This is a genomic window from Leeuwenhoekiella marinoflava DSM 3653 (assembly GCF_900129005.1).
Lineage (GTDB): Bacteria > Bacteroidota > Bacteroidia > Flavobacteriales > Flavobacteriaceae > Leeuwenhoekiella > Leeuwenhoekiella marinoflava.
This window is the reverse complement of record NZ_FQUN01000005.1, coordinates 86,187-109,495: the sequence shown is the minus strand read 5'-3', so window position 1 is coordinate 109,495 and position 23,309 is coordinate 86,187. Positions and strand designations below refer to the sequence as shown.

At 34.9% G+C, this 23,309-nt stretch carries 18 protein-coding genes; 10 read left to right on the top strand and 8 right to left on the bottom strand.

From position 1 onward, the window contains the following. Positions 1 to 7: 7 nt before the first annotated feature. The 5 genes from BUB91_RS04135 (at position 8) to BUB91_RS04115 (ending at position 4,988) form a co-directional block, all read left to right on the top strand. Complete coding sequence (locus BUB91_RS04135) at positions 8 to 289, top strand: riboflavin synthase subunit beta (protein ID WP_073097381.1); 282 nt, start codon at positions 8 to 10, stop codon at positions 287 to 289. Positions 290 to 378: 89 nt separating this feature from the next. Then, positions 379 to 2,265 (top strand): DNA mismatch repair endonuclease MutL, encoded by a 1,887-nt coding sequence (gene mutL, locus BUB91_RS04130; protein WP_073097379.1) that lies wholly within the window; start codon positions 379 to 381, stop codon positions 2,263 to 2,265. A 42-nt stretch (positions 2,266 to 2,307) separates the two neighbouring features. Further along, positions 2,308 to 3,075 (top strand): rhomboid family intramembrane serine protease, encoded by a 768-nt coding sequence (locus tag BUB91_RS04125; protein ID WP_073097377.1) that lies wholly within the window; start codon positions 2,308 to 2,310, stop codon positions 3,073 to 3,075. Positions 3,076 to 3,078: 3 nt separating this feature from the next. Continuing rightward, positions 3,079 to 3,963 carry a rhomboid family protein gene (locus tag BUB91_RS04120; protein ID WP_073097375.1) on the top strand — a complete coding sequence of 295 codons (885 nt, stop codon included), beginning with the start codon at positions 3,079 to 3,081 and terminating at the stop codon, positions 3,961 to 3,963. Then, positions 3,963 to 4,988, top strand: coding sequence for an endonuclease/exonuclease/phosphatase family protein (locus BUB91_RS04115; RefSeq protein WP_073097373.1), 1,026 nt, complete (start codon positions 3,963 to 3,965; stop codon positions 4,986 to 4,988). Before BUB91_RS04120 ends, BUB91_RS04115 begins: the two co-directional genes overlap by 1 nt. Here the strand turns inward: BUB91_RS04115 and BUB91_RS04110 are convergent. Beyond that, on the bottom strand, positions 4,983 to 5,606 hold the full coding sequence (locus tag BUB91_RS04110) for a WbqC family protein (protein WP_073097370.1): 624 nt from the start codon (positions 5,604 to 5,606) through the stop codon (positions 4,983 to 4,985). The two genes, BUB91_RS04115 and BUB91_RS04110, sit on opposite strands and share 6 nt — an antisense overlap. A 224-nt stretch (positions 5,607 to 5,830) precedes the next feature. Between BUB91_RS04110 and BUB91_RS04105 the strand changes: the two genes are divergently transcribed. Next, positions 5,831 to 8,077 carry a tetratricopeptide repeat-containing hybrid sensor histidine kinase/response regulator gene (locus BUB91_RS04105; RefSeq protein WP_073097368.1) on the top strand — a complete coding sequence of 749 codons (2,247 nt, stop codon included), beginning with the start codon at positions 5,831 to 5,833 and terminating at the stop codon, positions 8,075 to 8,077. Here BUB91_RS04105 and BUB91_RS04100 read toward each other — a convergent pair. Both BUB91_RS04100 and BUB91_RS04095 read right to left on the bottom strand, forming a co-directional pair. After that, positions 8,064 to 8,597, bottom strand: coding sequence for an ExbD/TolR family protein (locus tag BUB91_RS04100; RefSeq protein ID WP_073097366.1), 534 nt, complete (start codon positions 8,595 to 8,597; stop codon positions 8,064 to 8,066). The two genes, BUB91_RS04105 and BUB91_RS04100, sit on opposite strands and share 14 nt — an antisense overlap. A gap of 55 nt (positions 8,598 to 8,652) precedes the next feature. After that, positions 8,653 to 9,948: a carboxypeptidase-like regulatory domain-containing protein gene (locus BUB91_RS04095; RefSeq protein ID WP_073097364.1), complete on the bottom strand. Its 1,296-nt coding sequence runs from the start codon at positions 9,946 to 9,948 to the stop codon at positions 8,653 to 8,655. Between the two features lie 264 nt (positions 9,949 to 10,212). Between BUB91_RS04095 and BUB91_RS04090 the strand changes: the two genes are divergently transcribed. Continuing rightward, positions 10,213 to 10,857, top strand: coding sequence for a hypothetical protein (locus BUB91_RS04090; RefSeq protein ID WP_128759299.1), 645 nt, complete (start codon positions 10,213 to 10,215; stop codon positions 10,855 to 10,857). A gap of 78 nt (positions 10,858 to 10,935) precedes the next feature. On the opposite strand, the gene BUB91_RS04085 is transcribed toward BUB91_RS04090, so the two are convergent. Then, on the bottom strand, positions 10,936 to 11,202 hold the full coding sequence (locus BUB91_RS04085) for a hypothetical protein (RefSeq protein WP_073097360.1): 267 nt from the start codon (positions 11,200 to 11,202) through the stop codon (positions 10,936 to 10,938). A 174-nt stretch (positions 11,203 to 11,376) separates the two neighbouring features. Here BUB91_RS04085 and BUB91_RS04080 point away from each other — a divergent pair, with 174 nt between their 5' ends. Beyond that, positions 11,377 to 16,359: a translocation/assembly module TamB domain-containing protein gene (locus tag BUB91_RS04080; protein WP_073097358.1), complete on the top strand. Its 4,983-nt coding sequence runs from the start codon at positions 11,377 to 11,379 to the stop codon at positions 16,357 to 16,359. Beyond that, positions 16,352 to 18,646 carry a translocation and assembly module lipoprotein TamL gene (gene tamL / locus BUB91_RS04075; RefSeq protein WP_073097718.1) on the top strand — a complete coding sequence of 765 codons (2,295 nt, stop codon included), beginning with the start codon at positions 16,352 to 16,354 and terminating at the stop codon, positions 18,644 to 18,646. The genes BUB91_RS04080 and tamL overlap by 8 nt, the downstream gene beginning before the upstream one ends. 6 nt (positions 18,647 to 18,652) lie before the next feature. On the opposite strand, the gene BUB91_RS04070 is transcribed toward tamL, so the two are convergent. Continuing rightward, a complete protein-coding gene (locus BUB91_RS04070) occupies positions 18,653 to 19,387 on the bottom strand; it encodes a phosphatase PAP2 family protein (protein ID WP_073097355.1) in 735 nt (244 codons plus the stop codon). A 121-nt stretch (positions 19,388 to 19,508) separates the two neighbouring features. Beyond that, positions 19,509 to 20,453 carry an ion channel gene (locus BUB91_RS04065; protein WP_073097353.1) on the bottom strand — a complete coding sequence of 315 codons (945 nt, stop codon included), beginning with the start codon at positions 20,451 to 20,453 and terminating at the stop codon, positions 19,509 to 19,511. 227 nt (positions 20,454 to 20,680) lie between these two features. On the opposite strand from BUB91_RS04065, the gene BUB91_RS04060 reads away from it, so the two are divergent. Continuing rightward, on the top strand, positions 20,681 to 21,154 hold the full coding sequence (locus BUB91_RS04060) for a ferritin-like domain-containing protein (protein ID WP_073097351.1): 474 nt from the start codon (positions 20,681 to 20,683) through the stop codon (positions 21,152 to 21,154). 51 nt (positions 21,155 to 21,205) lie between these two features. Here BUB91_RS04060 and BUB91_RS04055 read toward each other — a convergent pair whose 3' ends face one another. Both BUB91_RS04055 and BUB91_RS04050 read right to left on the bottom strand, forming a co-directional pair. Next, positions 21,206 to 21,955, bottom strand: coding sequence for a YyaL domain-containing protein (locus BUB91_RS04055; RefSeq protein ID WP_128759300.1), 750 nt, complete (start codon positions 21,953 to 21,955; stop codon positions 21,206 to 21,208). A gap of 43 nt (positions 21,956 to 21,998) precedes the next feature. Further along, on the bottom strand, positions 21,999 to 23,024 hold the full coding sequence (locus tag BUB91_RS04050; RefSeq protein WP_073097347.1) for a thioredoxin domain-containing protein: 1,026 nt from the start codon (positions 23,022 to 23,024) through the stop codon (positions 21,999 to 22,001). Between the last annotated feature and the right edge of the window lie 285 nt (positions 23,025 to 23,309).

Below are 23,309 nucleotides of genomic sequence, written 5' to 3'. Positions count from 1 at the left end.
AAGAATTATGGGAATTTTAAAAACACGTAAGAATAAGAAATACAGCTACAGTCCTCGTTATTTTGAGGGAGAAGGTAGTCCTTACAAATTAGAATCTAAATTTGATAAGTACCGCAAAGCTACGCTGGAGTCTAAAGGTTTAAAATCTAAGTTCAACACAGCAATAGACGATTTTAAATACAATCCAGATCAACGTGCAAACCGGCTTACCTTATATATTGTTCTTGTACTTGTTTTTCTATTCTTAGTTGTTATCGATTTTGATTTGAGTATCTTTTTCGGACAATAATTATTTAAAATTCTCAAGCTCACTTTTTAATTAAACGATACCCGCAATACCTATAACAGGTATCTTTAGGGCTTAAGTAAACACACTTCATGTTTGATATCATTAAGCTTTTACCCGATCACGTAGCAAACCAGATAGCTGCCGGTGAAGTTGTGCAGCGACCAGCTTCTGTGGTAAAAGAGTTATTAGAAAATGCCATAGATGCCGGTGCTTCACAGATCAAATTAATTATTAAAGAAGCAGGTCGTACGCTTGTTCAGGTGATAGATGATGGTAAAGGGATGAGCACGACAGATGCACGTCTGAGTTTTGAGCGTCACGCTACTTCAAAGATCAATTCTGCAGATGATCTTTTTGCATTGAATACAAAAGGTTTTAGAGGCGAAGCTCTGGCTTCAATAGCGGCAGTTGCACACGTAGAATTAAAGACTAGACCTGAAGGTGAAGAGGTAGGAACTCAAATAGAAATTGAAGGTAGTGTTATCAAATCTCAGGAGGTTTGTGCGACACTTCAAGGAACCTCTATAGCTGTAAAAAATTTATTTTTCAATATTCCCGCAAGGCGAAATTTCCTTAAATCAGATTCTGTAGAATTACGTCATATAATTGACGAGTTTCAGCGTGTAGCATTAGCTCATGAGTCTATTGTGTTTATGTTATATCACAACGATAGCGAACTATTTAATTTACCTAAAGCGAATAAACGTCAACGAATTGTAGGTGTTTTTGGGCCAAAAACCAATGAGAAACTGGTGCCGGTTACTGAAGATACAGAGATTGTAAATATTGACGGATTTATCGTAAAACCTGAATTTTCGAAGAAAACTAAAGGAGAACAGTTTTTCTTTGTCAATGATCGTTTTATCAAACATCCGTATTTAAATCATTCGGTGAGTGCTGCTTTTGATGGTTTGTTACCAGATCGTGCGCGAGCGAGTTATTTCATCTATCTAAAAGTTGATCCTAAATCAATCGATATCAATATTCACCCAACTAAAACAGAGGTGAAGTTTGAAGATGAACACGCGATTTATACACTTTTACGCGCAGCAGTAAAACACAGTTTAGGTCAGTTTAATATTGCTCCGGTACTTGATTTTAACCGAGAATCTAATATGGATACTCCGTATTCCTATAAAAATAAAGAAGCGCAAGTACCCAAAGTAGAAGTAGACCGTCATTTTAATCCGTTTGAGCAAGAGCAGAAAGTGAAGACCAATAGCTTTACTGGAACTCCTCATTACGAAAAGAAAAGTGCAGCGGGATGGGAGAATATTTACGAAGGACTTGATAAAAGAAATAGTTCTAATTCTTTCAGTCATTTACAAATAGAAAATGAATCGGAACCGGAATCTCTTTTTGTAGAACACGAGAGCAAAGGGTTTAACGATTTAAAAGAAACGGATAGCGATTCAGCAAATACCTATCAGCTACATAATAAATATATCGTAAGCGCGATAAAGAGTGGTATGATGCTTATAGATCAGCAGCGAGCGCATCAACGTGTGCTTTATGAAGAATTCCTTCGGAATATTACTGTGAAAGAATCTGTGAGTCAGCAATTGCTATTTCCTTTACGATTGGATTATTCTCCCGCCGAACTTGCAATATTTAAAGATTTAAAAGAGTCTTTAGAGAATACAGGTTTTGCACTTGATATGCCCGAAGACGGTGTTCTTGAAGTTTCTGGTATACCTGCGAGTATTCAGGAAAGTGAAGTTTCTATCGTTTTGGAACAATTATTAAGTGATGTAGAACAAGAAGTGCCAGACACCGGTTTTAGTCAGACCGATGTTTTGGCAAAAAGTATGGCAAAAAGTATGGCTGTTAAAACCGGTGAGAAATTAGACGAATTGTCCAGAGAGCATTTGGTCAACAAATTATTTGCCTGTACAGAACCTACGATGTCTCCATTTCTTAAAAAAACCTTTATTACGCTTACTGTAGACGAGCTGGATCGTAAATTTAACGCATAATTAAAAGCGCCATTGTGCGTTTAAACATTTCAAACCAGATTAATGGGTAGAATAACTGAAACTGTAAAAGTACTTTTAATCATCAATGTGATTTTCTTTTTAGGATCACAATTTTTATTACCTAACGCGGTTCAACTCTTTGGACTGTGGTTTCCTGAGAATCCTAATTTTCAGTTCTGGCAGCCTTTTACGCATATGTTTATGCACGACCAGAACAGTATTTTCCACATTCTTTTTAATATGTATGCGCTATGGGCTTTTGGAGGTCCTGTAGAGCAGACGTTGGGACGTAATAAGTTTATATTCTTTTATTTTTCAGCAGGTTTGGGAGCTGCTTTAATACATACTTTAGTGGGGTATTATCATTATCAGGCGGGTTATGAGGTTTTAATAAATGCCGGTTTGACTCCAGCAGAAATATCAGAAACACTAAATAAAGCATTTACGGGTATTCAACAATCTGGTCAATATTCATATCCTAATGTAGGAGATCCTGAGAAAGTACGTGGTATGATTGAGGCATTTTCCACTTCAGCAGTAGGAGCTTCTGGAGCAATATATGGAGTGTTGGTGGCTTTTGGAATGCTATTCCCTAATGCAGAATTGATGCTCATATTTTTACCGATACCGATCAAGGCTAAATTTTTTATACCTGGGTTAATTCTTTTAGATTTATTTTCTGGTGTTACTGGTTTTTCTTTGTTTGGTCAGAATATTGCAAACTTCGCTCATATTGGAGGAGCAATCTTTGGATTTATAATGATGTGGTATTGGAAAAAGAATAGTTTTAATGATAAACGCTGGTATTAAAATATGGCAAGTCCCAGTCTAAGTTACCAATTTAAAACAGCAAATATTGTTGTAAAACTTATCGTGATCAATGTTTTGATCTGGATAGGTTTTATGCTTTTAGAATGGGTGCTCAATTCTGGTGCGGTTATTACCCAGTGGTTTAGTTTGCCTACAGATTTAGGGAGATTAATTATTCAGCCTTGGTCGTTACTTACATATGCCTTTCTACACGGTGATTTTTGGCATATCTTCTGGAATATGTTGGTTTTATACTGGTTTGGTCAAATTGTTTTAAATCTTTTTACCGAAAAGCGCTTTTTAACCATTTATCTTCTGGGAGCCTTAGCTGGCGGAGTTCTGTTCGTAACTGCATATAACCTGTTTCCGGTCTTGATTAGCTCTAGCGCTTATTTAGTAGGAGCCAGTGCTGCGGTACGAGCGATAATGATTTTTATAGCTGCATATACGCCTAACACTGAAGTACGCATTATTTTCTTCAATGTCAAACTCTGGCATATAGGAGTCTTTGTTGTGCTTACTGATTTGATACAAATCCCATCTTCTGGTAATGCAGGCGGATTACTTGCGCATGTGGGAGGGGCAATCTTTGGTTATGCTTATGCTCAGCAATTGGGCAAAGGAAATGATATAGGAGCCTGGTGGGAGCGATTTATGAATACAGTTGTAAATTATTTTAAACCGAAGCCTAAATCTGAAAAGAAAGCCAAAATGAAAACGGTTTATAAAAACAGATCAACAGCAACCAAGCGCCCAGCAGCCGGAATGTCTAAAAGTGAAAAGCAAGTGCGTGTAGATACCATTTTAGATAAAATCAGTAAAAGTGGTTACGACAGCTTGTCTAAGGAAGATAAAGATTTTCTCTTTAAAGCAGGAAAGGAAAATTAATGAAGAAGTTAAGCTTTTGGAACAAATTAGTCTTTTTACTCAACAGCTTATTTGCTGTGTTATTACTAGTAAGCTATATTTTACCTTATTTTCCACCTAAAATTTTCCCACCCTTATCGGTTTTAACCTTGGTTATTCCCGTATTGATAGCTGCAAATATTTTGTTTGTTATTTATTGGTTGTTGCTTTTAAAAAAGCAACTTTTACTTTCTGCTTTAGTGTTGATTATTTGGTTTTTTCAAGGAAGTACGTTGTATAAATTAAGTTCAGGAATAGCGCCAGATCAAATTGTAAAAACTCAAAGACAACTAAAAATATTCAGTTATAACGCACACGTTTTTAGAAGTGAAATTTTTTCTTCCGAAGAGATTAAAAAAGGTGTTTTAGATCTTATAGAAAAGACTAATCCTGATATCATTTGTTTTCAAGAATTTTCAAAACATGGAGCTCCGCAACTGGATTACCCGTATTCTTATTTTGGAGAAAAAGATGGAAAGCACGCTAATGTACAAGCTATTTATTCTAAATATAAAATTGTTAAAGCCGGTTCGCTCGAGTTTGAAAGCACCTTTAATAATGCACTTTTTGCTGATATTGTAAAAGATAAGGACACGCTGCGCATATATAATATGCATATGCAGTCTCTAGCGCTAACTCCTGAGCTGGGAGCGCTTGAAAAAGAAAATACGAAGTCATTGATAGGAAGGTTAGGAAGATCCTTTAAAAAGCAGCAAGAACAAACCAATTTATTTTTGACTCACGAGAAAAATTGTCGTTATAAGAAAATTGTAGCAGGAGATTTTAATAATACGGTGTTCTCTTACACCTATCATAAAATACGAGGAGAAAAAAAGGATGCTTTTGTAGAAAAAGGTAGTGGTTTTGGCCAGACCTTTATATTCGATATTATTCCCTTGCGAATAGATTTTATTTTACCAGATCCACAGATTGAAGTGGCAGCTTTTAAAACCTTTGATGTTGAGTACTCAGATCATTTTCCTATCGAAGCAGTATTGAATTTATAGATTCAAATCCAAATTCTTTAAGTAAGTAATTGCTTCTGGACCTAGGTTGAAGATGAGATCTAGAACGGTTAGATAAGATATAAAACCGTTTGGTTCTTCAAAAACTTGTCTGTAAGCAGGCATTTTTAATTTGTCTTTTCGCTTTGCGTTTGCTAAAAATCTCAGATCAGTTTTGTCAGAATAATCTTTAATGTATCTCTGAGTAAGCGCCAAGTCTATATCAACATCCAGCATTTCTAAAACACAAGCAATACTTGCTCGGTTGAATTCTAATAGAGAATTATATTCTTTGTGAAATATAGGATAAAGATCATCTTCATAAAATTCAAAAAAAGGTGAAGTTCTGTATGCAATAACAAGAGAACGCCAATGTTGTCGCTGCCATAGGAAATTATTTTCTATTAAAGCTTCAGCAGTTTTTTTATGACCTTCTTTTTTTGTGTGCTTTATGGGTATGTTGAGAAGCAATTTACCATTAGCCGTAGCTATGTACATTCGGTTTCTATAGCTCTGTTTTTGATAATTATCACAGACCTCTAAGGTTATGTTATCAGCTTGAATAAGCGCTGCAGTAGTTATAATATCCGGAAAGTAAGTGGGGTTGATGATAATATTCATTTTAAGCTTTTTGAAGTCGCAAATATAAACGATTTCTAAAGTACTGAATAGAGAAGAAAATTCATTTTATGTCTGTAGTAAAATTACTACAAATAAAGACTAAATTAATTTATATATAACACTTTTATTTAATATTTCAATATTTGAACGGAATAAATGTCGGATAAAAAGATATTTTTTAACGTTAAAAATTTATTTTTGACCTGCTTTAAAATCTCAACTCATTGAAACGTAAGTCCATTATAATTTTAATTGCTCTATTTGTACTTTGTTATTTTAACAAAGCTAGTGGAGCGAGTGGCTTCAAAGCTGTTTTAATTTACCAACAAAAAAATCTTCAGAAACAAGTAGATAGTATTCTTGAAGTTACAGATAATAAAGAATACGATCTGGCTATAGAAATGGCTTCTTCACTTATAAATGAGGCAGAAAAAAGAAATGAACCTGGCTTTCTTTTTCATGGTTATAATTTATTAAGTATTACTTATGATCAGCTACAGGACTCTGTTCCTGCTCTTGACTACGCCAAAAAAGCTTTACATTTTGCAAAGATTTCTAAAAATGATACGTTAATAGCTTGGGGGTATAATAATTTGGCTGCTAGTCTTTCTGAATATCCAGAGACGCGTAATCAAGCTTTAGATTTTTATAAAGAGTCCCTTAAGATTCAACGTCGCCTCAATGATGGTGAGTTTTTAGATGCTGCATTAAATATTGCAGAGCTATATAGAGATGAGAAAAATTACACGATGATGTACCCTTATCTCAAAGAAGCTGAGAAAAGCTATGATGGAGCGTACTTTTACTATGATGATCCAAAGGTTTATATAAATATTCTCTGGGGAGATTATTATAGAGGTCTTGATTTTCCGGATAGGGCTTTTATGTATTATAATACGGCTTATGATTTAGCTGAAGAAAAAAAGATGGATTATTTAGCGCTTGACTTTTACAATCATTTTGCAGATTTTCTTACAGAATACGGTAAACCGAAGCAGGCTTTAAAAGTTTACAAGCGCTATTTGTATTATTACAAAAACAAAGAACAGGTTACTAGTCAGGAGACCTTTCAACTTGCTCAAGCTCATATGGAGGCTGAAGAGTTAAGACGTGCTCGTAATGATGCCGAATTAAAACAGCAAATTTTAGATCAGGATTTACAGCGTAAAAAGACGCAATCAGTTCTTCTGGGTTCGATAATTGGCCTTATGGTTTTGTTTCTTGCTTATTTATTTTATAGTGAGCGTTTGAGGTTAGGGTTGATCAAAAATCTAAAAATTAATAATAAACATTTAAAAAAGGCTAAAGACCTTGCGGTAAAAAGTGAACGCTCTAAGACCAAATTCTTTTCAACATTGAGTCATGAGATGCGTACACCACTTTACGGGGTTACAGGTATTATTTCAATATTAGAAAAGAAAGATGCTTTTGCAGATTATAAAGAAGAAATAGGTTCTTTAAAATTTAGTGCAGATCATCTTCTTGATATAATAAATGACCTTTTAGATATTTCTAAACTTGAGGATGATAATTTTAAACTTATAAAGAAACCTTTCAATATTAAGTTGTTGGTTGAAGAGCTTGTAAGTAGTTTTCAGCAGAATAGTTTAAAGAACTCTAATTGTCAGATTATTTGTGATGTAGATTCTTCAGTGCCTAATTATGTTGTAGGAGACTCTAGAAGAATCTCTCAGATTTTACTCAATATTTTAGGTAACGCTGTCAAATTCACTCCAAAAGGAATTATAGCCATTCGTCTTCGAAGTAAAATTTTAAGCAGCGGTCTGTATAAAATTCGCTTTGAAATTGAAGATAATGGAATAGGTATTCCAAAAGAAAATCACGAGTCAATATTTGATGAATTCAGTCAGTTAGACGGTATACAATCTGAGAATAAGGGGACTGGTCTTGGTCTTCCTATCGTACGTAAGTTATTGAATAAAATGGGCTCAGATATTACGCTTAAGAGTGAGCCTGAACAAGGAAGCGTATTTACTTTTGCAATTGAGTTTGCTGAAGCTACACCAGAACAAGTAATAGGTAAAAACACGTCTCGAAGTTCTGAAGAAGAATTAGAGCTCACTAATCTTAAAGATCTACGCATTTTGATAGTAGATGATAATAAGATTAATAGAATGGTTACCAGACGTGTTCTTGAGAATCAGCATGCTACAATATTTGAAGCTCAAAATGGCGAAGAGGCTTTAGAACGCACGCGTAAGCATCATTTTGATATGATACTTATGGATATTAATATGCCGGGTATAAATGGTTATGAGACCTCAAAAGCTATACGTGTTTTTGATAAGTCAACTCCCATTATAGCTTTGACGGCTGCTGAAGCTTCTTACGTAAAACAAAAGGTTAAAGAGAGTGGTATGAATGATGTCATAACTAAACCCTATAACCTTAAAAAATTCTCTGATGTTATTGCTAAAGAGATTAAAGGTGGGAATCTTATTCCTGGTTGATTTCTGCTATACCCGTAGATTCTGCTAATTGAAATGGATACGCTTTGAGAACATGCTGGGTCTCTAATGCCGAAAGCTGAATGTAGGTTTTATCAAATTTTAATTTGCTATAGTTTTCTCGTAAAATTGAATAAGCAGCTTTAACCTCGTCTAGAACCTGAACATAATTCGTATAATTTAAGCTTCTAGAGATATCTAAATTAACATAAACTTTTTGAGGGGAAGCTGGCATTGATTCCAAATTATCTGTATTCTCAATAAATTCAATTAACTTTTGTTTCAATTCAGAAAGCTGCATTTTTTGATTTTGAATCAAATAATCACCATCACCATTCACCGAAATCTGAAATATATTTCGTTCTGCTATTTCAGAGGAACAATCACCTTGTTCGCAGGGTTGCGGCAAAGTTTGATCTAATCCTTTGTCTGTTGCAATAGTAGTTGTAGTTAAAAAGAAAATCAGCATCAAGAAGGCGATGTCTGCCATAGATCCTGCATTTACACTAGTAGAAGCTCTCATAATGATACATTTTTAAGTTAATATTTAAAAATGTATCAATTAGTATGCCTTGTTTTTAAGATTTTACCATTTTAATCTGCCGTTGGATTTTTTCAATAGCTTGTTGAATAGATTTTTCCGGTTCTATGACATTGTAGGTTCCCCAAAAATCAGGATCTGCAAAACCCGAAGCTTCATCAGCTAGAATTGTACTTGCTTTAAATTTTGTTCGGTTTGAAATAGATTCAGCATTTATCTGCAGCTCCCAATCGGTTATAAGCATTTCGCTTGTAATTCGATATTTGTTATTGAATAATTTACGCTTCCAGTTCACTACAAATTCCAGATTTACATTGCTGTAGCCATAATACCATTTACCGTCTGTATTTCTGTAATCTACACGATAACTGATTTCGGTAGGATAAACTTTTACGCGATTGGGTTTTTTCTTGACAAATAGGGCAGAAGCCAACTCTCTGTTTTCTACATTTATATTGTATATAGCATTAGTTAAGGCATATGTTTTAGCTTCGATATAAAGCTTACCGTAGTATAGCGGATCAATGATGGTTTCTTTCTGTTTAAAATTTACTACGTAGATCATTTTACCGTCATTCATAAGTGACTCTCCAAAATTAAATTCGTAATTAGATAAAGATTCCAGCGTCATAAAATACTCCGGATACTTTACCAAATCCGCATATAAAGCGTTTAATGGTCCTCCCTGTAATTTGATAGCCAAGGTATCTAGTCTATTGTAGTTTGTACTTTTGCGAGCTTTATAAATGGCAACAAGATCATTGCCTGCATTGATGTAGGGTTGTTTCTTTATAGCGACTACAGCTTCTGCTAGAGATGCGCTGCGATTACGTTTATTAATAGCTTCTCTATAAAATGCGGTCATATAGGTTTGCTCTTCGAGATAATTATCTTTTCGATTAGCAAATACTTTAGAGATCAAGCTTTTTGCATCTTTAGGGCGAGTAATATTTATTTCATCAAGTTCTAAAGCTTGAGGCTCTAATTCAATTGTGTTTTTAATATTAGTGAAATCTGCAAGTATGATAAGCAGTTTTTTGTAGCCGGGATAGGTAACGGAAACTTTAGCCTGAGGCATCGCCTCATTAATTTTAAGCGAAAAATCACCTTCAGAATTAGTGACTGTTGCAATGTTAGTTCCGGCAATTTCGAGGTTTACAAATGGCAAAGGATCTTTAGTGTTTTGGTCAATAATCCTTCCCTTGTATTCAATTAATTGTTTAGTTTCTTGTGCTAATCCGTACTTCTGTATAAATAGAATTGCCGTAAAAATTAAAATAATCTTGAAAAGAGCAGGAAAACCAGTTTGTTTTAAGGAATTATAAGTTTTCATAAGCACATGTTGATTTTTTTTATTTTGAATTTACGATTTTTTAAGAATATTATAAAGTATAATTATTAGCTAAAAACTACTGGCACGATTTCTGTTTAACTATTAAAAATTAAATTTGTGCTGCGTTGCAACATATTGCAGTATATCACGTAATTATTGTTAGATAAAGAACACTTGAAAAAAACACCGAAATATAATTCTCATTTTTACAAATACATTAAGGAGTTTGGGCTTGTGTGTGCTTTTATTTTTATGAGTTTTGCTATGCAAGCGCAGATAGATAATTCTTCGGGTTCATTTAAAATACCAGCTGTAGAAGATTCAACCGGTACCCCCACACCCGTTCCTGCAGATATTCCTAAAGCTAAGCCAGATGTTCCTGCATCGCGAGGTGGTCTTATGCTAGATTCTGATGGAAAACTGGTAGAACGTCCTGTTTTAAAAGCTCCAGAATCTTCTAATTTTTATATGCTAAAACGGGAAGATTTTGCAGATGCCGGTCAGCGGTATACAGATATTATGAATGATCGTGAGGCTAATCGAACGAGTGATCGTTCAAACATGCCAGCTCATCAATCTGATCAGGATTTGGGAACCTTTCACAGTGGTGCTCAGCAGGTAAAAATAATGTGTAGAGATTATCAGTTTGTAGATGGTGATCGTGTTGCTGTGCTGGTTAACGATGAGATAGTCGTACCTAGTATTTGGCTTACAGCTTCGTGGTCAAGTTTTTATGTTCCATTAAATCCAGGCTTTAATAGGGTTTCATTCAAAGCTTTAAATCAAGGTTCTTCAGGTCCTAATACTGCGGCATTTATAGTTTATGATGATTCTGGAAATGTAATAGTTTCTAATGAATGGAATTTACTCACAGGAGTTAAAGCAAACATTATGATAGTTAAAGAATAATATTTTATTAGACAAAGCAAAGAAAGAGGCGCAATTTGCGCCTCTTTCTTTGCTTTTGGTTTAGTGTATTTTAAAATTTTATAACTCGCCTTTTTGTTCTTCCAGGTTGTTATTTCTGGAACCTCCCTGACTATACAATTTGTTTTCTTCATCCTTAAGATTAGTCGTTTTTTCTTCCGTAGGAATGTCTAAATCTTTACCTGTGAAATCTACATCTTTTACGCGATCACGCAATTGCTCATCAACACCACCATCTTTATGGATATTCTTTTGATTTAAAATGTCTAGGTCATCTTTGGTAAGATCAGAATTGTAATCTGCTTTTGTTTTCTCTTTAGTACTCATATCTTTTCTTTTTTGTAAGCTAGGGTTTGGCTATCGTTTTCAAGGCATTTTTAACTGCATTTATAGAAAATTATAACAAGGTTTTAATATGAGATAGTGTTTTGAGCGCTAGTATTAATAGTATTTTAGCACTTTCAAAGTTCTTTATACACCTACTTTGTTATAATAGTTTCTATGAGTAAAAAAGGCAAGCGCATTTTTTTTAAAATCCTGAGAATTCTTGGTAAGACACTTGCGGTTATTCTCCTTTTATTTTTACTCTTGGTGCTTTTTATTCGCAGTCCGTGGGGGCAAGGTATTATCGTAGATAAAGCGATTAATTACATTACAGATAAAACCAATACAGAGATTCAAATCAAAAAACTCTTTGTGACTTTTGATGGAAATATTTCTTTAGATGGTCTTTATCTGGAAGATACAAAAGGAGATACGCTGGTTTACAGCAAACATCTTGAAGCAGAAATACCATTGTGGTCAATAATTAAAGGAGGAGCAATAGGTGTAGATGACGTAACCTGGGAAGGGGCTAAAGCAAACGTGATCAGAAAAGATTCGGTTGCAGGGTTTAATTACCAGTTTTTAATAAATGCTTTTGCTACTACCGATACTACAACGGTAAATCAAACTGCTGCAGATACAACGGCGCTTCAACTCAATCTAGGAGACTTTACTTTTAAAGATTTTGATCTGAATTACCTTGATGAAGTGGGGGGTATGCAAGCTCGTTTAAATCTCAAAGAACTGGAGCTGAATATGCGTAAGACAGATCTTGAGAATATGAACTTTGATGTGGGTGACGTTTATTTAAATGATACAAAGCTTGTTTATAAGCAAACTAAACCGTTACCGGTTTCGGAGGATTCTTCTGAAGTTCCTATGCCTAAGTTCAGCGTGCAGAATTTAAGAATCAATCAGGTTACGGTAGATTATACCTCAGTGCCAGATGGTATCGCTGCAGTAGCAGAACTAGGAGATTTTGAGACCGATATTCCACAAGTTGATTTACAAACTAATTATGCTGAAATAGGGGAAGTACTGCTCAATAATTCGGTTGTTCAGGTGGCGATGACAACAGTTGAAAAACCTGCTGCTGCTGAAACTTCAACTGCTTCAACTTCAGTTTGGCCGGAGTTTACTATACTGATTGATCGTATAAATCTTGCTGATAACTCCATAAATTATATATTAGACGGTGCGCAAGTTACTCCGGGTATTTTTAATGCGAATGCCATAGCACTAACCGATCTTAATCTGGATATCGAAAACATTCAGTTGAAGGATAAAGCATTTAAAGCTGATTTTATCTCAGCTAGTTTTATCGAAGCTTCAGGATTGAATTTAGAGGAGTTAGCATTCAATTTAAATGTAACGGATCAAAATCTTGATTTCAACAATCTATCACTTGCGCTCAATCAGAATAAACTTCAGGGAGATGCAAAGCTCAAGTATAATTCGTTAGATGGATTAATTGAAAATCCCGGTTCAGCTCAACTTAATTTACAAATACCACAAATTGTAGCAGATCTTAACACGGTTTTTAGGTTTCAGCCAGACTTAAGAAGTAATGAATATATAGCTACTTTAAGTAAGCGTTTACTAACCGGTAGCTTAAGAATGAGCGGTAGTCTTGATGCTTTAAATATAAAACCCACACGTTTTAGTTGGGGAAGTCAAACCAACTTAAGCCTTCAAGGATCTATCTATAATGCGACAACTCCTGAGCAATTAGCCTTTAATATTCCGGTTTATAAAGTTAACAGTACAAAACCTGATCTGAATCGATTTTTAAATGAGCAGGAGTTAGGCGTTCAATTACCTGAAAATGTTCAGCTTGCGGGTTCTTTTAAAGGAAACACAACAAAAATCATTACAAAAAGCAAATTGACCACTACAGATGGGGTGGTAAGCTTAGATGGTACAGCTGGTTTTGGTGAAACTATAAATTTTGAAGGTGATGTTATCGCTACGCAAATTCAACTGGGTACTTTGATGCAAAATGAGATGCTGGGCGTTTTAGATATGAAACTGACCGCTACAGGTTCTGGTAGCACATTAAATGACCTTAACGCAACATTAAAAGCCACGGTTGACAGCTTAGGTTTTAATGATTATCTTTTTAAAGATCTTAACCTCAACGGAACTTTTAAAAATGGAGAAGGGAATTTAGTTTCGGCTTACAAAGACGATAATTTGAACATGAAGTTAAACGCTTCTGTAATTCTGGACTCTGTAGCTTCTGCAGCTACCGTTGACTTAGACCTTATTGGAGCAGATCTGCAAGCTCTAGGTTTAACCGAACAAAATATCAAAACTGCTCTTACACTCAAAGGTTATTTTAAAGGAGTTCCTGAAGATTATGAGATCAAATCTGAGATTAATAGAGGAGTGGCTGTTTACGATGATAAAGCCTATCAATTGGGCGATTTAGATATTGCTATTTTTGTAAAACCTGATACCACATCTTTAGATATTAGCAATCGTATTTTAAGTCTGGATTTAGAATCTAATGCGAGTCCGCAACAATTTTTGACTGCTGTTCAACGTCATTTTAAACGTTATTTGGATAAGGATTCTAAAATAGATACCCTTGTAAATCCTGTTCTGATGAAAATTCGGGGTTCTGTGCATCAGGCACCTATTTTAGGTGAAGTATTTATACCGAATCTTAGAGAGTTAGATACTGTAGATATTGCGATAGACTTTGATGAATATAAGCGAACACTTACCGCAGATATCGAGTTGCCATATATAAATTATAACGGCTATACCATAGACAGTCTGGCTTTTAAAATGCGTTCTGATAAGGAAAATATGGATTTTGGTCTGGGGCTTAAAGAGCTGATCGCAGGTCCTGTAGATATGAAAAATACCCGTCTGGGCGGAAGGGTTACAAACAGTATGATGTATTTAGATTTCTTGTCTATGCATGATGAAGAAAAACTGATGCATGTGTTATCTAAAATAATGCTTGAAGAAGATAATATTAAGGTAAGTATAGATCCTGAAGATTTTATTCTGAACACTAAAAAATGGGACGTAAATCCCAATAATAGTATAACGTTTACAGAGTCTAATACCATTTTTGAAGATTTTGTTTTGTCATATCAGGATCAGCAAATTGAAGCCGGTAATAACCTTTCGGGTATTTCTAAAGAACATTTGGGTGTTAGTTTTATCAATTTTAAACTGGCAAATATTATGTCGCTGTTAAATCCAAACGAGTCTCTTGCAAGGGGGAAACTCAGCGGTCAGTTTGCAGTAGAGGATCCATATACAAGTCCAGGGATGGTACTGGATCTTAAAATTATTGATTTTGAGGTTATAGAGACTAATATGGGCGTGCTTACTGCAACCGGAAATTCAATAGTAAATAAGGGATATGATTTTGATTTAAAAATAAAAGAAGGTGTAGCAGATATGGAGCTTACCGGTACTTATACAGCTAACGAAACAGCCGCTTCTATTGATATGAGTCTAGATATGAATCGCTTCGATGTAAATGCATTGGAGAACTTTTCGATGGGAGAACTTTCTGAAGCCTCAGGAACTATAAGTGGAACAATTTCGCTAAGCGGAACCACTTTAGAACCGAAATATGAAGGTAATTTTAAATTCAATCAGGCACAATTTGAAGTTACTAAACTGAATGCTCCGTTTTTATTAGCCAACGAAGAAATTCAACTAGACAATAAGGCGGTATATTTTAGTGATTTTAAAATTCAGGATGCCAGTTCAAATGCTATTGTGGTTAATGGAGAAGTAGGTACCGAAAGTTTTGTGAATCCAACTTTTGACCTAACGATGAAGGCTGAAAATTTCAAAGCTTTAAATTCAACAAAAGATGATTTTGATTTGGTTTACGGGACTGTAGTTTTTGATGCTGAAACTAAGATTACGGGAGATTTAATACTGCCTAAGGTTAATTTAGATCTAACTGTGAGTTCAGCAACAGATGTTACCTATGTGCTTCCACCCTCTGAGGTACAGATTGAGTCGAAAGATGGTGTTGTGATTTTTGTAAATAAAGAAAATCCAGACGCAATATTGACTAATGGAGAAGAGGAATCTTATACAGTTTCTGGTTTTGCAATTGATGCTGCTTTTAAAATTGCAAAAGGAGCCAAGTTTAATTTAATTATAGATGAACAAACAGGTGATAATTTTCAGGTAAGCGGTACGGGTGATTTTGAGTTTGATATGTATCCTAACGGAAGAATGACGTTAAGCGGTCGTTATGATGTTACAGAAGGTCATTATGAGATGAACCTCTACAATCTGGTAAACCGAAGATTTGAGCTAGCTCCTGATAGTCGTATAACCTGGTCTGGAGATCCGTTTGATGCAGATTTGGACATCAAAGCCTATTATAGTGTTGAAACTTCAGCAAGTGGCTTGATGGCTTCACAGACTAGTGGTGCAGACTTGAGCACGCAAATGCAATACCGTCAGGAGGTTCCCTTTCAGGTTTATATTAATATCAATGGAGAATTGATGCAGCCAGTTATCAATTTCAATTTAGATATTCCTGAGGCAAGCAGAGGAGCAGTAGGTGGTCAGGTTTATACGCGCGTACAACAACTGAATCAACAGGAGAACGAACTTAACAAACAGGTTTTTTCATTATTGGTTCTCAACCGCTTTTTCCCCAGTTCTTCCAGCGATGGTAGTGGAGGCGGAACGGCAAGTATTGCACGGGATAACCTGAACGATGCTATTTCAGATCAGTTGAATGTTTTTTCTGATAAATTATTAGGTAATACCGGTTTTGACCTCAATTTTGGTCTGGATAGTTACACAGATTATCAAGGTAGTGCACCGCAAGATCGTACAACACTGGATGTTGCAGCTCAAAAAAAGTTATTTGATGATCGTCTTGTAGTGAGTGTAGGTAGTGCTGTAGATCTTCAGGGAAGCGGTAATTCTGATAACGGAACTGCACCTGTAGTGGGAAATGTTAGTATAGAATACTTATTAACCGAAGATGGCAGGTATCGCTTACGCGGATACAGACGCAGTCAGTTTGAGAATATAATTGATGGGCAAATAATCGTAAACGGAATTTCACTGTTGTTTACACGCGAGTTTAACAAGTTTACAGAATTGTGGCAATCCATGTTTCCTGCAAAAACCGAAGAGGAGAATGAAAGTAATGAATAATAAAAAAACAATTTTTTCGATAAGTACAGCTCAAATTTTACTTACTCTTCTTGCTGTATTGTTTCTATACAGTTGTTCAGTAGACCGTTTTATACCGGAAGATAAGTTTCTATATACTAAAGAAACGGTCATACTTACGCCAGATTCTGTTGTAAATGATATTGCAGATATAGAATTGGATTTAAAAGCTGCTTTACGACCAGAGCCCATAAGTTCGGTTTTGGGTGGATATCCGGGTTTGTATTTTCATTATAAAGCCAATAGGGAAAAACCGGGTTTTATAAATAAATTTCTAAATAAAAAAATGGGTCAGGAACCTCTTTATGATACAGATATTGAAACCTATGAGATGGAGCAAATTCTGTTGAATCGTTTAGAAAATAAAGGCTTTTTTTACAGTGTGGCAAACTCAAAAATTGTGCGTGATACCGCAAATAAAGAGGCAGAGGCTATTTATAATTTATGCTTATCTAAACCATACCGACTCAAAACTTTTCAGTTAGATAATGATACGCTTCCAGTTTATGGTAAAATAAAAAACTCGTTTTCAGAAACCTTAATTAAACCTGATATGCGTTTCAGTCTTAATGCAATGAAAGCAGAGCGGGAACGTATTGATACGTATTTAAAAGCAGAAGGTTATTATAATTTCAACTCTGGATTTTTAATTTTTGAGACCGATACTAATCAGTATAAGAACAAAAAATTTGACTTGTTTCTAAGGTTAAAAAAAGACGTTCCGAAGAAATCAATTGTACCTTATAAAATCGCTAAGGTAAATATCTACCCTAATAATCGGGTAGACTTAGATAGCACAGCTTTAGATACAATCCGCTTTGCAGAAAAAGATTTCATTCAAGATGAAGTGTATTTTAAACCCAAACGCTTAGATCCTTTTGTTTTAATCGAAGAAGGTGATTTCTATAGTCCGTCAACTTCAAAAGCAACAGGAAGACGTCTGGGTTCTATAGGCGCATATAAATTTGTGAATATCAGATATGATGAGCTAGAAAATAATGATGAAGATAGTCTAGGGCAGTTGTCTGCAAATATTTTCTTATCGCCATTAAATAAGCGTGCAGTACGCGCAGAAGTAAAAGCTGTAACAAAATCTAATGGATTTTCCGGGCCGGGCTTGGGCCTTACTTTTATAAATCGAAACTTGTTTAAAGGTGGTGAAACCTTGAATATTTCTTTAGATGGGGCTTATGAAATACAAGCCGGAGGATCGGGTAACAACCAAGGTTCATCTAGTATTCAGCTAGGGGTTAGTGGTGAACTTATTTTCCCCAGAATGCTTTTTCCTATTGAAATTTCTAAGAACTATTTTAAATATGATATTCCTAAAACCAGAATGCAACTGGGAGTATCCTATTTAAACCGTACGCAGTATTTCACTTTAGGTTCTGTGGAAGCTAAATTTGGTTATGTGTGGCAGGCTAATAAATATGTAACGCACGAGATCAATCCGGTTTCTATAAATTATGTTTCACTTGCAAATACCACCGCTGCTTTTGATGAAATTCTTGCTGCAAATCCATTTTTACAGACCAGTTTTGATCAGCAGTTTATTTCGGGTTTGACGTATTCCTTTATTTATAATGGAATGGTGGACACCGGCAAAAAGCATCAAATCTATTTTAATGGAAATTTTGAAACTGCAGGAAACAGCTTGAGTCTGATCGCTGGTGGAGATAAACCACAAACTATTTTTGGATTAGAATATGCACAATTTGCGCGTATTGATGGAGACATCAGATATCATTTTAATTTTGCTGAAAAGCAAACCATTGCAGCTCGGCTTTTTGCAGGTATAGGTATACCTTATGGAAATTCTGATGTTGTGCCATATACTAAGCAATATTTTGCGGGTGGTCCTTATAGCGTGCGTGCATTTAGAACTCGCTCGTTAGGTCCCGGTACTTATCAACCAGATGATAGTCAAACTTACAGTTACTATGACCAGACCGGTAATTTAAGGTTAGAAGCTAATCTAGAATACCGTTTTCCGTTAATTAGCTTACTTCAGGGAGCATTTTTCGTAGACGCTGGTAATGTGTGGAATACTACAGATAACGAAGCCTTAGATGGCGATACTTTTGGTAGTGATTTTATGAATCAACTGGGAATAGGTGGTGGTTTTGGAATGCGTGTAGATATTCAGAATTTTGTAATTCGTTTAGATCTTGGAGCACCCTTTCACGATCCTAGTTTAGCCGAAGGTGAACGTTGGTCTTGGGATTTTGAAAACCCTATACTCAACTTTGCAATCGGTTATCCATTCTAAAAAGCTTTAGGATTTTGTTTGTGGATCTCTTTTAAAGAGTTCAATGATGTTGAATAAAAGAATACAAAAGATCACCCAGATAAATCCTGCTATAAATCCGCCTGCAATATCAGAAGGGAAGTGCACACCTAAGTAAATTCGGCTGATACCAATACTTATTAAAAGAGCGGTTAGCACAGTTATAGAAACAAATTTTAAAAGTGTATTCATTTTAAATTGCGTAAACAAATAAATGAGAAACCCATAGAAAGCCATTGCGCTCATAGCGTGACCGCTAGGATAACTCAATGTTTCTACTGAAACTAAGTGCTCTATACTCGGTCGCGCGCGATCTATAAAGCGTTTTAAAATAACATTAGAAACTGATGCTAAAGCTAGAACAAGTGTTGTTTGCAAGACATACTTCCATCGTTTAAAAACAAAGAAAGAAACTCCAAAGAAGATTCCCAGAACAATCAGGTAACCATACAAATCACCAACGTCTGTCACAAACATAAAATATTTAGTAAGTGCTGGATTTCTATAGGAAAGTACATAATCTGTAACGGAAGTATCCCATGCGGAAAGTGTTTCAGACTCTAGCGTATCTGTAAGCTCTATAAAAAGGTTTGTCCCAATTATTACAATAATCAATGCAATGGTAACCGTTAAGATATAAGGTAGATTTGCATTGTATTGCTTGAATTTTTGAGCAAGAACATTCCGTAGTTTATAAATAAATTCAAATAGGGATCTTCTCATAAATTCTGAATGCGTTTTGTTACAATTGAATTGCTTACATAGGCAAGTCTTACAAACATATTAATCTACAACCTTTAAGACCGTCTATTTAATGAAACTTTAAAAGTATTGTTAATCAGCGTTAATTAAGAAGGGCTTTTTCGGTCTTGCTGATTCCGCTTACATCTATGGCAGATTTTCCGTTTTTGTGCGAGATTAGATATGTGAATTTTGCTCCCCATTCTATTTCAGCATATTTATAAGAAGACCGGGAATAAACAGATTGCGAGAAGGTTTCATCAAAAGCTTTAATAACAACTATAATCTCAACATCCTTTCTTAAAAAATCTTCTTTGGAAATTCTATAAAACGGACTATCATCAGTTATAGGATGTACGATTGTCCATGCAGCTGGTAGCAGAACCACATTAGAACGTTCCAGATCAAGAGTATAAAAATCTCTCAATTGAGAATTATCCCGAAGCATAGATAACGACACGCTGGCTTCAACCTCAAGCAATTGATTTCCGTGCGGATTAACTACTCTAAACATAAAACCATTAATTTCTCTATAAGGCGCAATCACCGCATTCTGACTGTATTTTAATTTTGCAGCCGGTTTAGAAAATCTTCCGTAAACCATACCGGTAGCAAGTGCGAATCCTAGAAGTCCCATCATAGATTCTGTAGCAGCAACAATATTGGCTAAAATACCGGTAGGTGCAACCTGACCATAACCTAAAGTAGTAATGGTTTGCGCACTAAAAAAGAAAGCTTCAACAAATTGTTCTACGGTTGTTGTACCATAAATTCCAGTGAGGTGTTCGATACCAATAAGCATATAAATCGAAGCAAAAATGAGATTAACACAGAAATAAGAGGAAAGAACAATAGCAAAAAACTTGATCCACTTCATAGATACTAAAGCGTGGAAGAAATTTATTTTTTCCCAAAAAGCTACATTTTCTTTTCTGATATTAAATGAGCCGTCTTTATTTAGAACTCTATAATGGCCAGCAGTAGCTTTTTCTCCAAGACCAAAGTCGTCGTATTCTTTTTGTTTAGAAGTTCTGGGGGTTGTTCTCATAATTTACCGGCTCTCACTAAATGAGCTAAGTTATAAAACTATTTATTTAAAACCCGACTAACAATGACTTATAGCTTAAGTTAAATTAACGCAGAGACGTTAAACTGTATTAATTGAAATAATATACGAGCAGTTGTATTTTAATTTTATGTGAGAAAACGAATAAGATGTATTACTTATAAAAATACATAGCCTTATTAGAAATTTTTCAACTAACAATTCATATTATGCAAACTACGATAGAAAAAGCAAGAGGAAAATCTCACGAAGAAACAGTAACCAATCTTCAACATTTATTAGAGAAAAATTATGATGCAGAAAAGGGATACAAAGAAGCAATGGTAAAAGCTAAGGATGTAAATCTGAAAGAATATTTGAAACAGAAGTCAGCTTTACGCAATCGCTTTTCAACAGAGATCAGTGATGTTTTAGTCAATTTAAATGAAACACCAAAAGAATCAGGAAGCGCTGCAGGCTCTTTACATAGAACTTGGATGAATGTTAAAGAATCATTGAGTTCAGATAAGGATGAAGCAATTTTAGAAGAATGCATCCGTGGTGAGAAAGCTAGTGTAGAAGAATATCAAGAAGTTTTATACAGTAAAAACTTTAGTCCAGAAATTACTTCTATGATTAAGAATCAGAAATTAGAGGTTGAAAAGTCTTTAAATACTATTGAAAGACTTGAAGATCTTTCATAGAAACTTAAACATATAGAATGGAAGTCCACCAATTTAGGTGGACTTTTGTTATTAGTATCTTTCGGTTTCCATCTGTTCTAATGCTTCATCAACCGTTTGCACGGGCAATTTACAAGCGCGTTCTTCAGAAACGTAGATATACGTTTCACCGGCTACAAAACGGCTTTCAAATAGATTTTGGTTTTTAGGTTTACTGCTTCCTACTACGATAGCATTGGGTAAATGTTTGGTATTAAATTCTGAGAGCAGAGTAGGAGCTTTATTACCCACAACAGCTATCTCATAATACGGAAAAGTCATATTGAGTTGAAGTGCAAACCACTGTGAATAGCTTTCTGGAAAGGAAGCGATTTTCTCATGCATTGCGATCAACATATTTTTAGATTCATTTAAATAAGCTTCGTTATAATAGAAATGACCTAGCTTGAGAAGGTTTTGTGCCATTACCGCATTTGCCGAAGGTTGAACCCCATCATTTGTGGTAATGATTTTAGAAATCAATTCTTTCCCAGAATTAAACTTATAAAAAACTGATTCGCTATCTGTAAATTTTTCTTTAGTTTGGTTTAAGAGTTTAGTGGCTTGATCCAGATATTCTAATTCTGTTGTAACGGAATATAAATCAAAAGATGCTTTGGTCATAAAAACATAATCATCTAAAAAAGCAGCAACGAGCTTGCTGTTTTTTTTGTACGAATGCACCAGATTTTGAAACCTGTAAGCATTCTTTAATAGTGAAGTATAAACTTTCTGAGCTTCATGAAGATATTTAACATCACCCAGAGCCTTATAAACATCCACCAGCCCAGAAATCAACAGCGCATTCCAAGAAACGATGATCTTATCATCTTTTTTTTGATTTAAAAATGGTATTTAAAAATTGATAGGTTTCTTCAATACGTTCTTTATAGAGCGGGTTTTTAAAAACCTTATAGGCATTAGCATACACACTAAGCAATTGCGCATTATCATAAAGCATTTTCTCAAAATGTGGGAGTTGCCATTTTGTATCTACACTATACCTAAAAAAGCCACCTTCTACGTGATCGTAAACACCTCTTAATGCCATATTATTTAACGAAAGCTTGATATATTTTTTTGCTTGCGCATCGTTACTTAATATTACATAATCTAGTAAAAAGTTGATATTAGCCGGAAGCATAAATTTCTGTTGTCCTTTTAATCCTCCATAGGTTAAATCCCAATTTTCTTTTAACGTAGTGATGTTTGTATTCAATAATTCTTTTGAAAAGAAAACGCTTCCTTTTTCTGTACCAAATTCATTTTTTTCTTGAATACCTGCTGCAATTCGATTTGCGAATTCAGTAGTTTTTTCCGGTTGTTCTTTATAGGTTTTAGAAAGAGAGTTTAGGAGTTTAATCCAGTCTGTTTTGGTTTGATACGTACCGCCATAAAGTGGTTTACCGTTAGGCAAAACAATCACGTTAAGCGGCCAGCCGACACGGCCTTGTATAAGTTGAACTGCGGTCATGTAAACTTGATCTACATCAGGACGTTCTTCACGATCTACTTTAATATTTATAAAATTCTCATTCATTACCTGCGCAACATCTTCCTGCGAAAAAGTTTCTTCTTCCATTACGTGACACCAGTGACACGAAGAGTAGCCTATGCTAACAATTACCAATTTGTTTTGAGATTTCGCTTGCTCAAATGCTGCTTCACTCCACGGTTGCCAGTTTACGAGATTGTGGGCGTGTTGCAATAAATAAGGACTCGTCTCATTTATCAGTGCATTAGTGTGCTTAAAACCTGAAGTTAGTTTTTGACTAAACGAAACTGCGGAAAATAACAAGATGTAAACCCAAATCAATTGGGAAATAAAAGAGAACACTGATTGCTTGTGCATAAAGGTTTAGAATATTCTCAAAATTTCTGTATTAAATCTTAATCTACCAACAAAAGTTTTCTTTTTAATACTGAAATACTAGACTTAAAACTCAAAGACTTTCCATTAATTTAAATATTTATGAATTCATATTGATTTCTTTAAGAGACATTTAGTACTGATCTTTAAAGGAGTATTTGTTTAAGCAATATATTGTAATCGATAGTTTTAGCTTCTTTTTTTTCTTCTAAAATATAAATTGCTATACATCTGATTTGGGAAATCATTTTGCTAACTATCCTAAAA

What these genes read in the sequence shown, in the direction of transcription:
- BUB91_RS04135 (WP_073097381.1), top strand. Translation starts at nt 8, where the DNA reads ATGGGAATTTTAAAAACACGTAAGAATAAGAAATACAGCTACAGTCCT.
- mutL (WP_073097379.1), top strand. Translation starts at nt 379, where the DNA reads ATGTTTGATATCATTAAGCTTTTACCCGATCACGTAGCAAACCAGATA.
- BUB91_RS04125 (WP_073097377.1), top strand. Translation starts at nt 2,308, where the DNA reads ATGGGTAGAATAACTGAAACTGTAAAAGTACTTTTAATCATCAATGTG.
- BUB91_RS04120 (WP_073097375.1), top strand. Translation starts at nt 3,079, where the DNA reads ATGGCAAGTCCCAGTCTAAGTTACCAATTTAAAACAGCAAATATTGTT.
- BUB91_RS04115 (WP_073097373.1), top strand. Translation starts at nt 3,963, where the DNA reads ATGAAGAAGTTAAGCTTTTGGAACAAATTAGTCTTTTTACTCAACAGC.
- BUB91_RS04110 (WP_073097370.1), bottom strand. Translation starts at nt 5,606, where the DNA reads ATGAATATTATCATCAACCCCACTTACTTTCCGGATATTATAACTACT.
- BUB91_RS04100 (WP_073097366.1), bottom strand. Translation starts at nt 8,597, where the DNA reads ATGAGAGCTTCTACTAGTGTAAATGCAGGATCTATGGCAGACATCGCC.
- BUB91_RS04095 (WP_073097364.1), bottom strand. Translation starts at nt 9,948, where the DNA reads ATGAAAACTTATAATTCCTTAAAACAAACTGGTTTTCCTGCTCTTTTC.
- BUB91_RS04090 (WP_128759299.1), top strand. Translation starts at nt 10,213, where the DNA reads ATGCAAGCGCAGATAGATAATTCTTCGGGTTCATTTAAAATACCAGCT.
- BUB91_RS04085 (WP_073097360.1), bottom strand. Translation starts at nt 11,202, where the DNA reads ATGAGTACTAAAGAGAAAACAAAAGCAGATTACAATTCTGATCTTACC.
- BUB91_RS04080 (WP_073097358.1), top strand. Translation starts at nt 11,377, where the DNA reads ATGAGTAAAAAAGGCAAGCGCATTTTTTTTAAAATCCTGAGAATTCTT.
- tamL (WP_073097718.1), top strand. Translation starts at nt 16,352, where the DNA reads ATGAATAATAAAAAAACAATTTTTTCGATAAGTACAGCTCAAATTTTA.
- BUB91_RS04070 (WP_073097355.1), bottom strand. Translation starts at nt 19,387, where the DNA reads ATGAGAAGATCCCTATTTGAATTTATTTATAAACTACGGAATGTTCTT.
- BUB91_RS04065 (WP_073097353.1), bottom strand. Translation starts at nt 20,453, where the DNA reads ATGAGAACAACCCCCAGAACTTCTAAACAAAAAGAATACGACGACTTT.
- BUB91_RS04060 (WP_073097351.1), top strand. Translation starts at nt 20,681, where the DNA reads ATGCAAACTACGATAGAAAAAGCAAGAGGAAAATCTCACGAAGAAACA.
- BUB91_RS04050 (WP_073097347.1), bottom strand. Translation starts at nt 23,024, where the DNA reads ATGCACAAGCAATCAGTGTTCTCTTTTATTTCCCAATTGATTTGGGTT.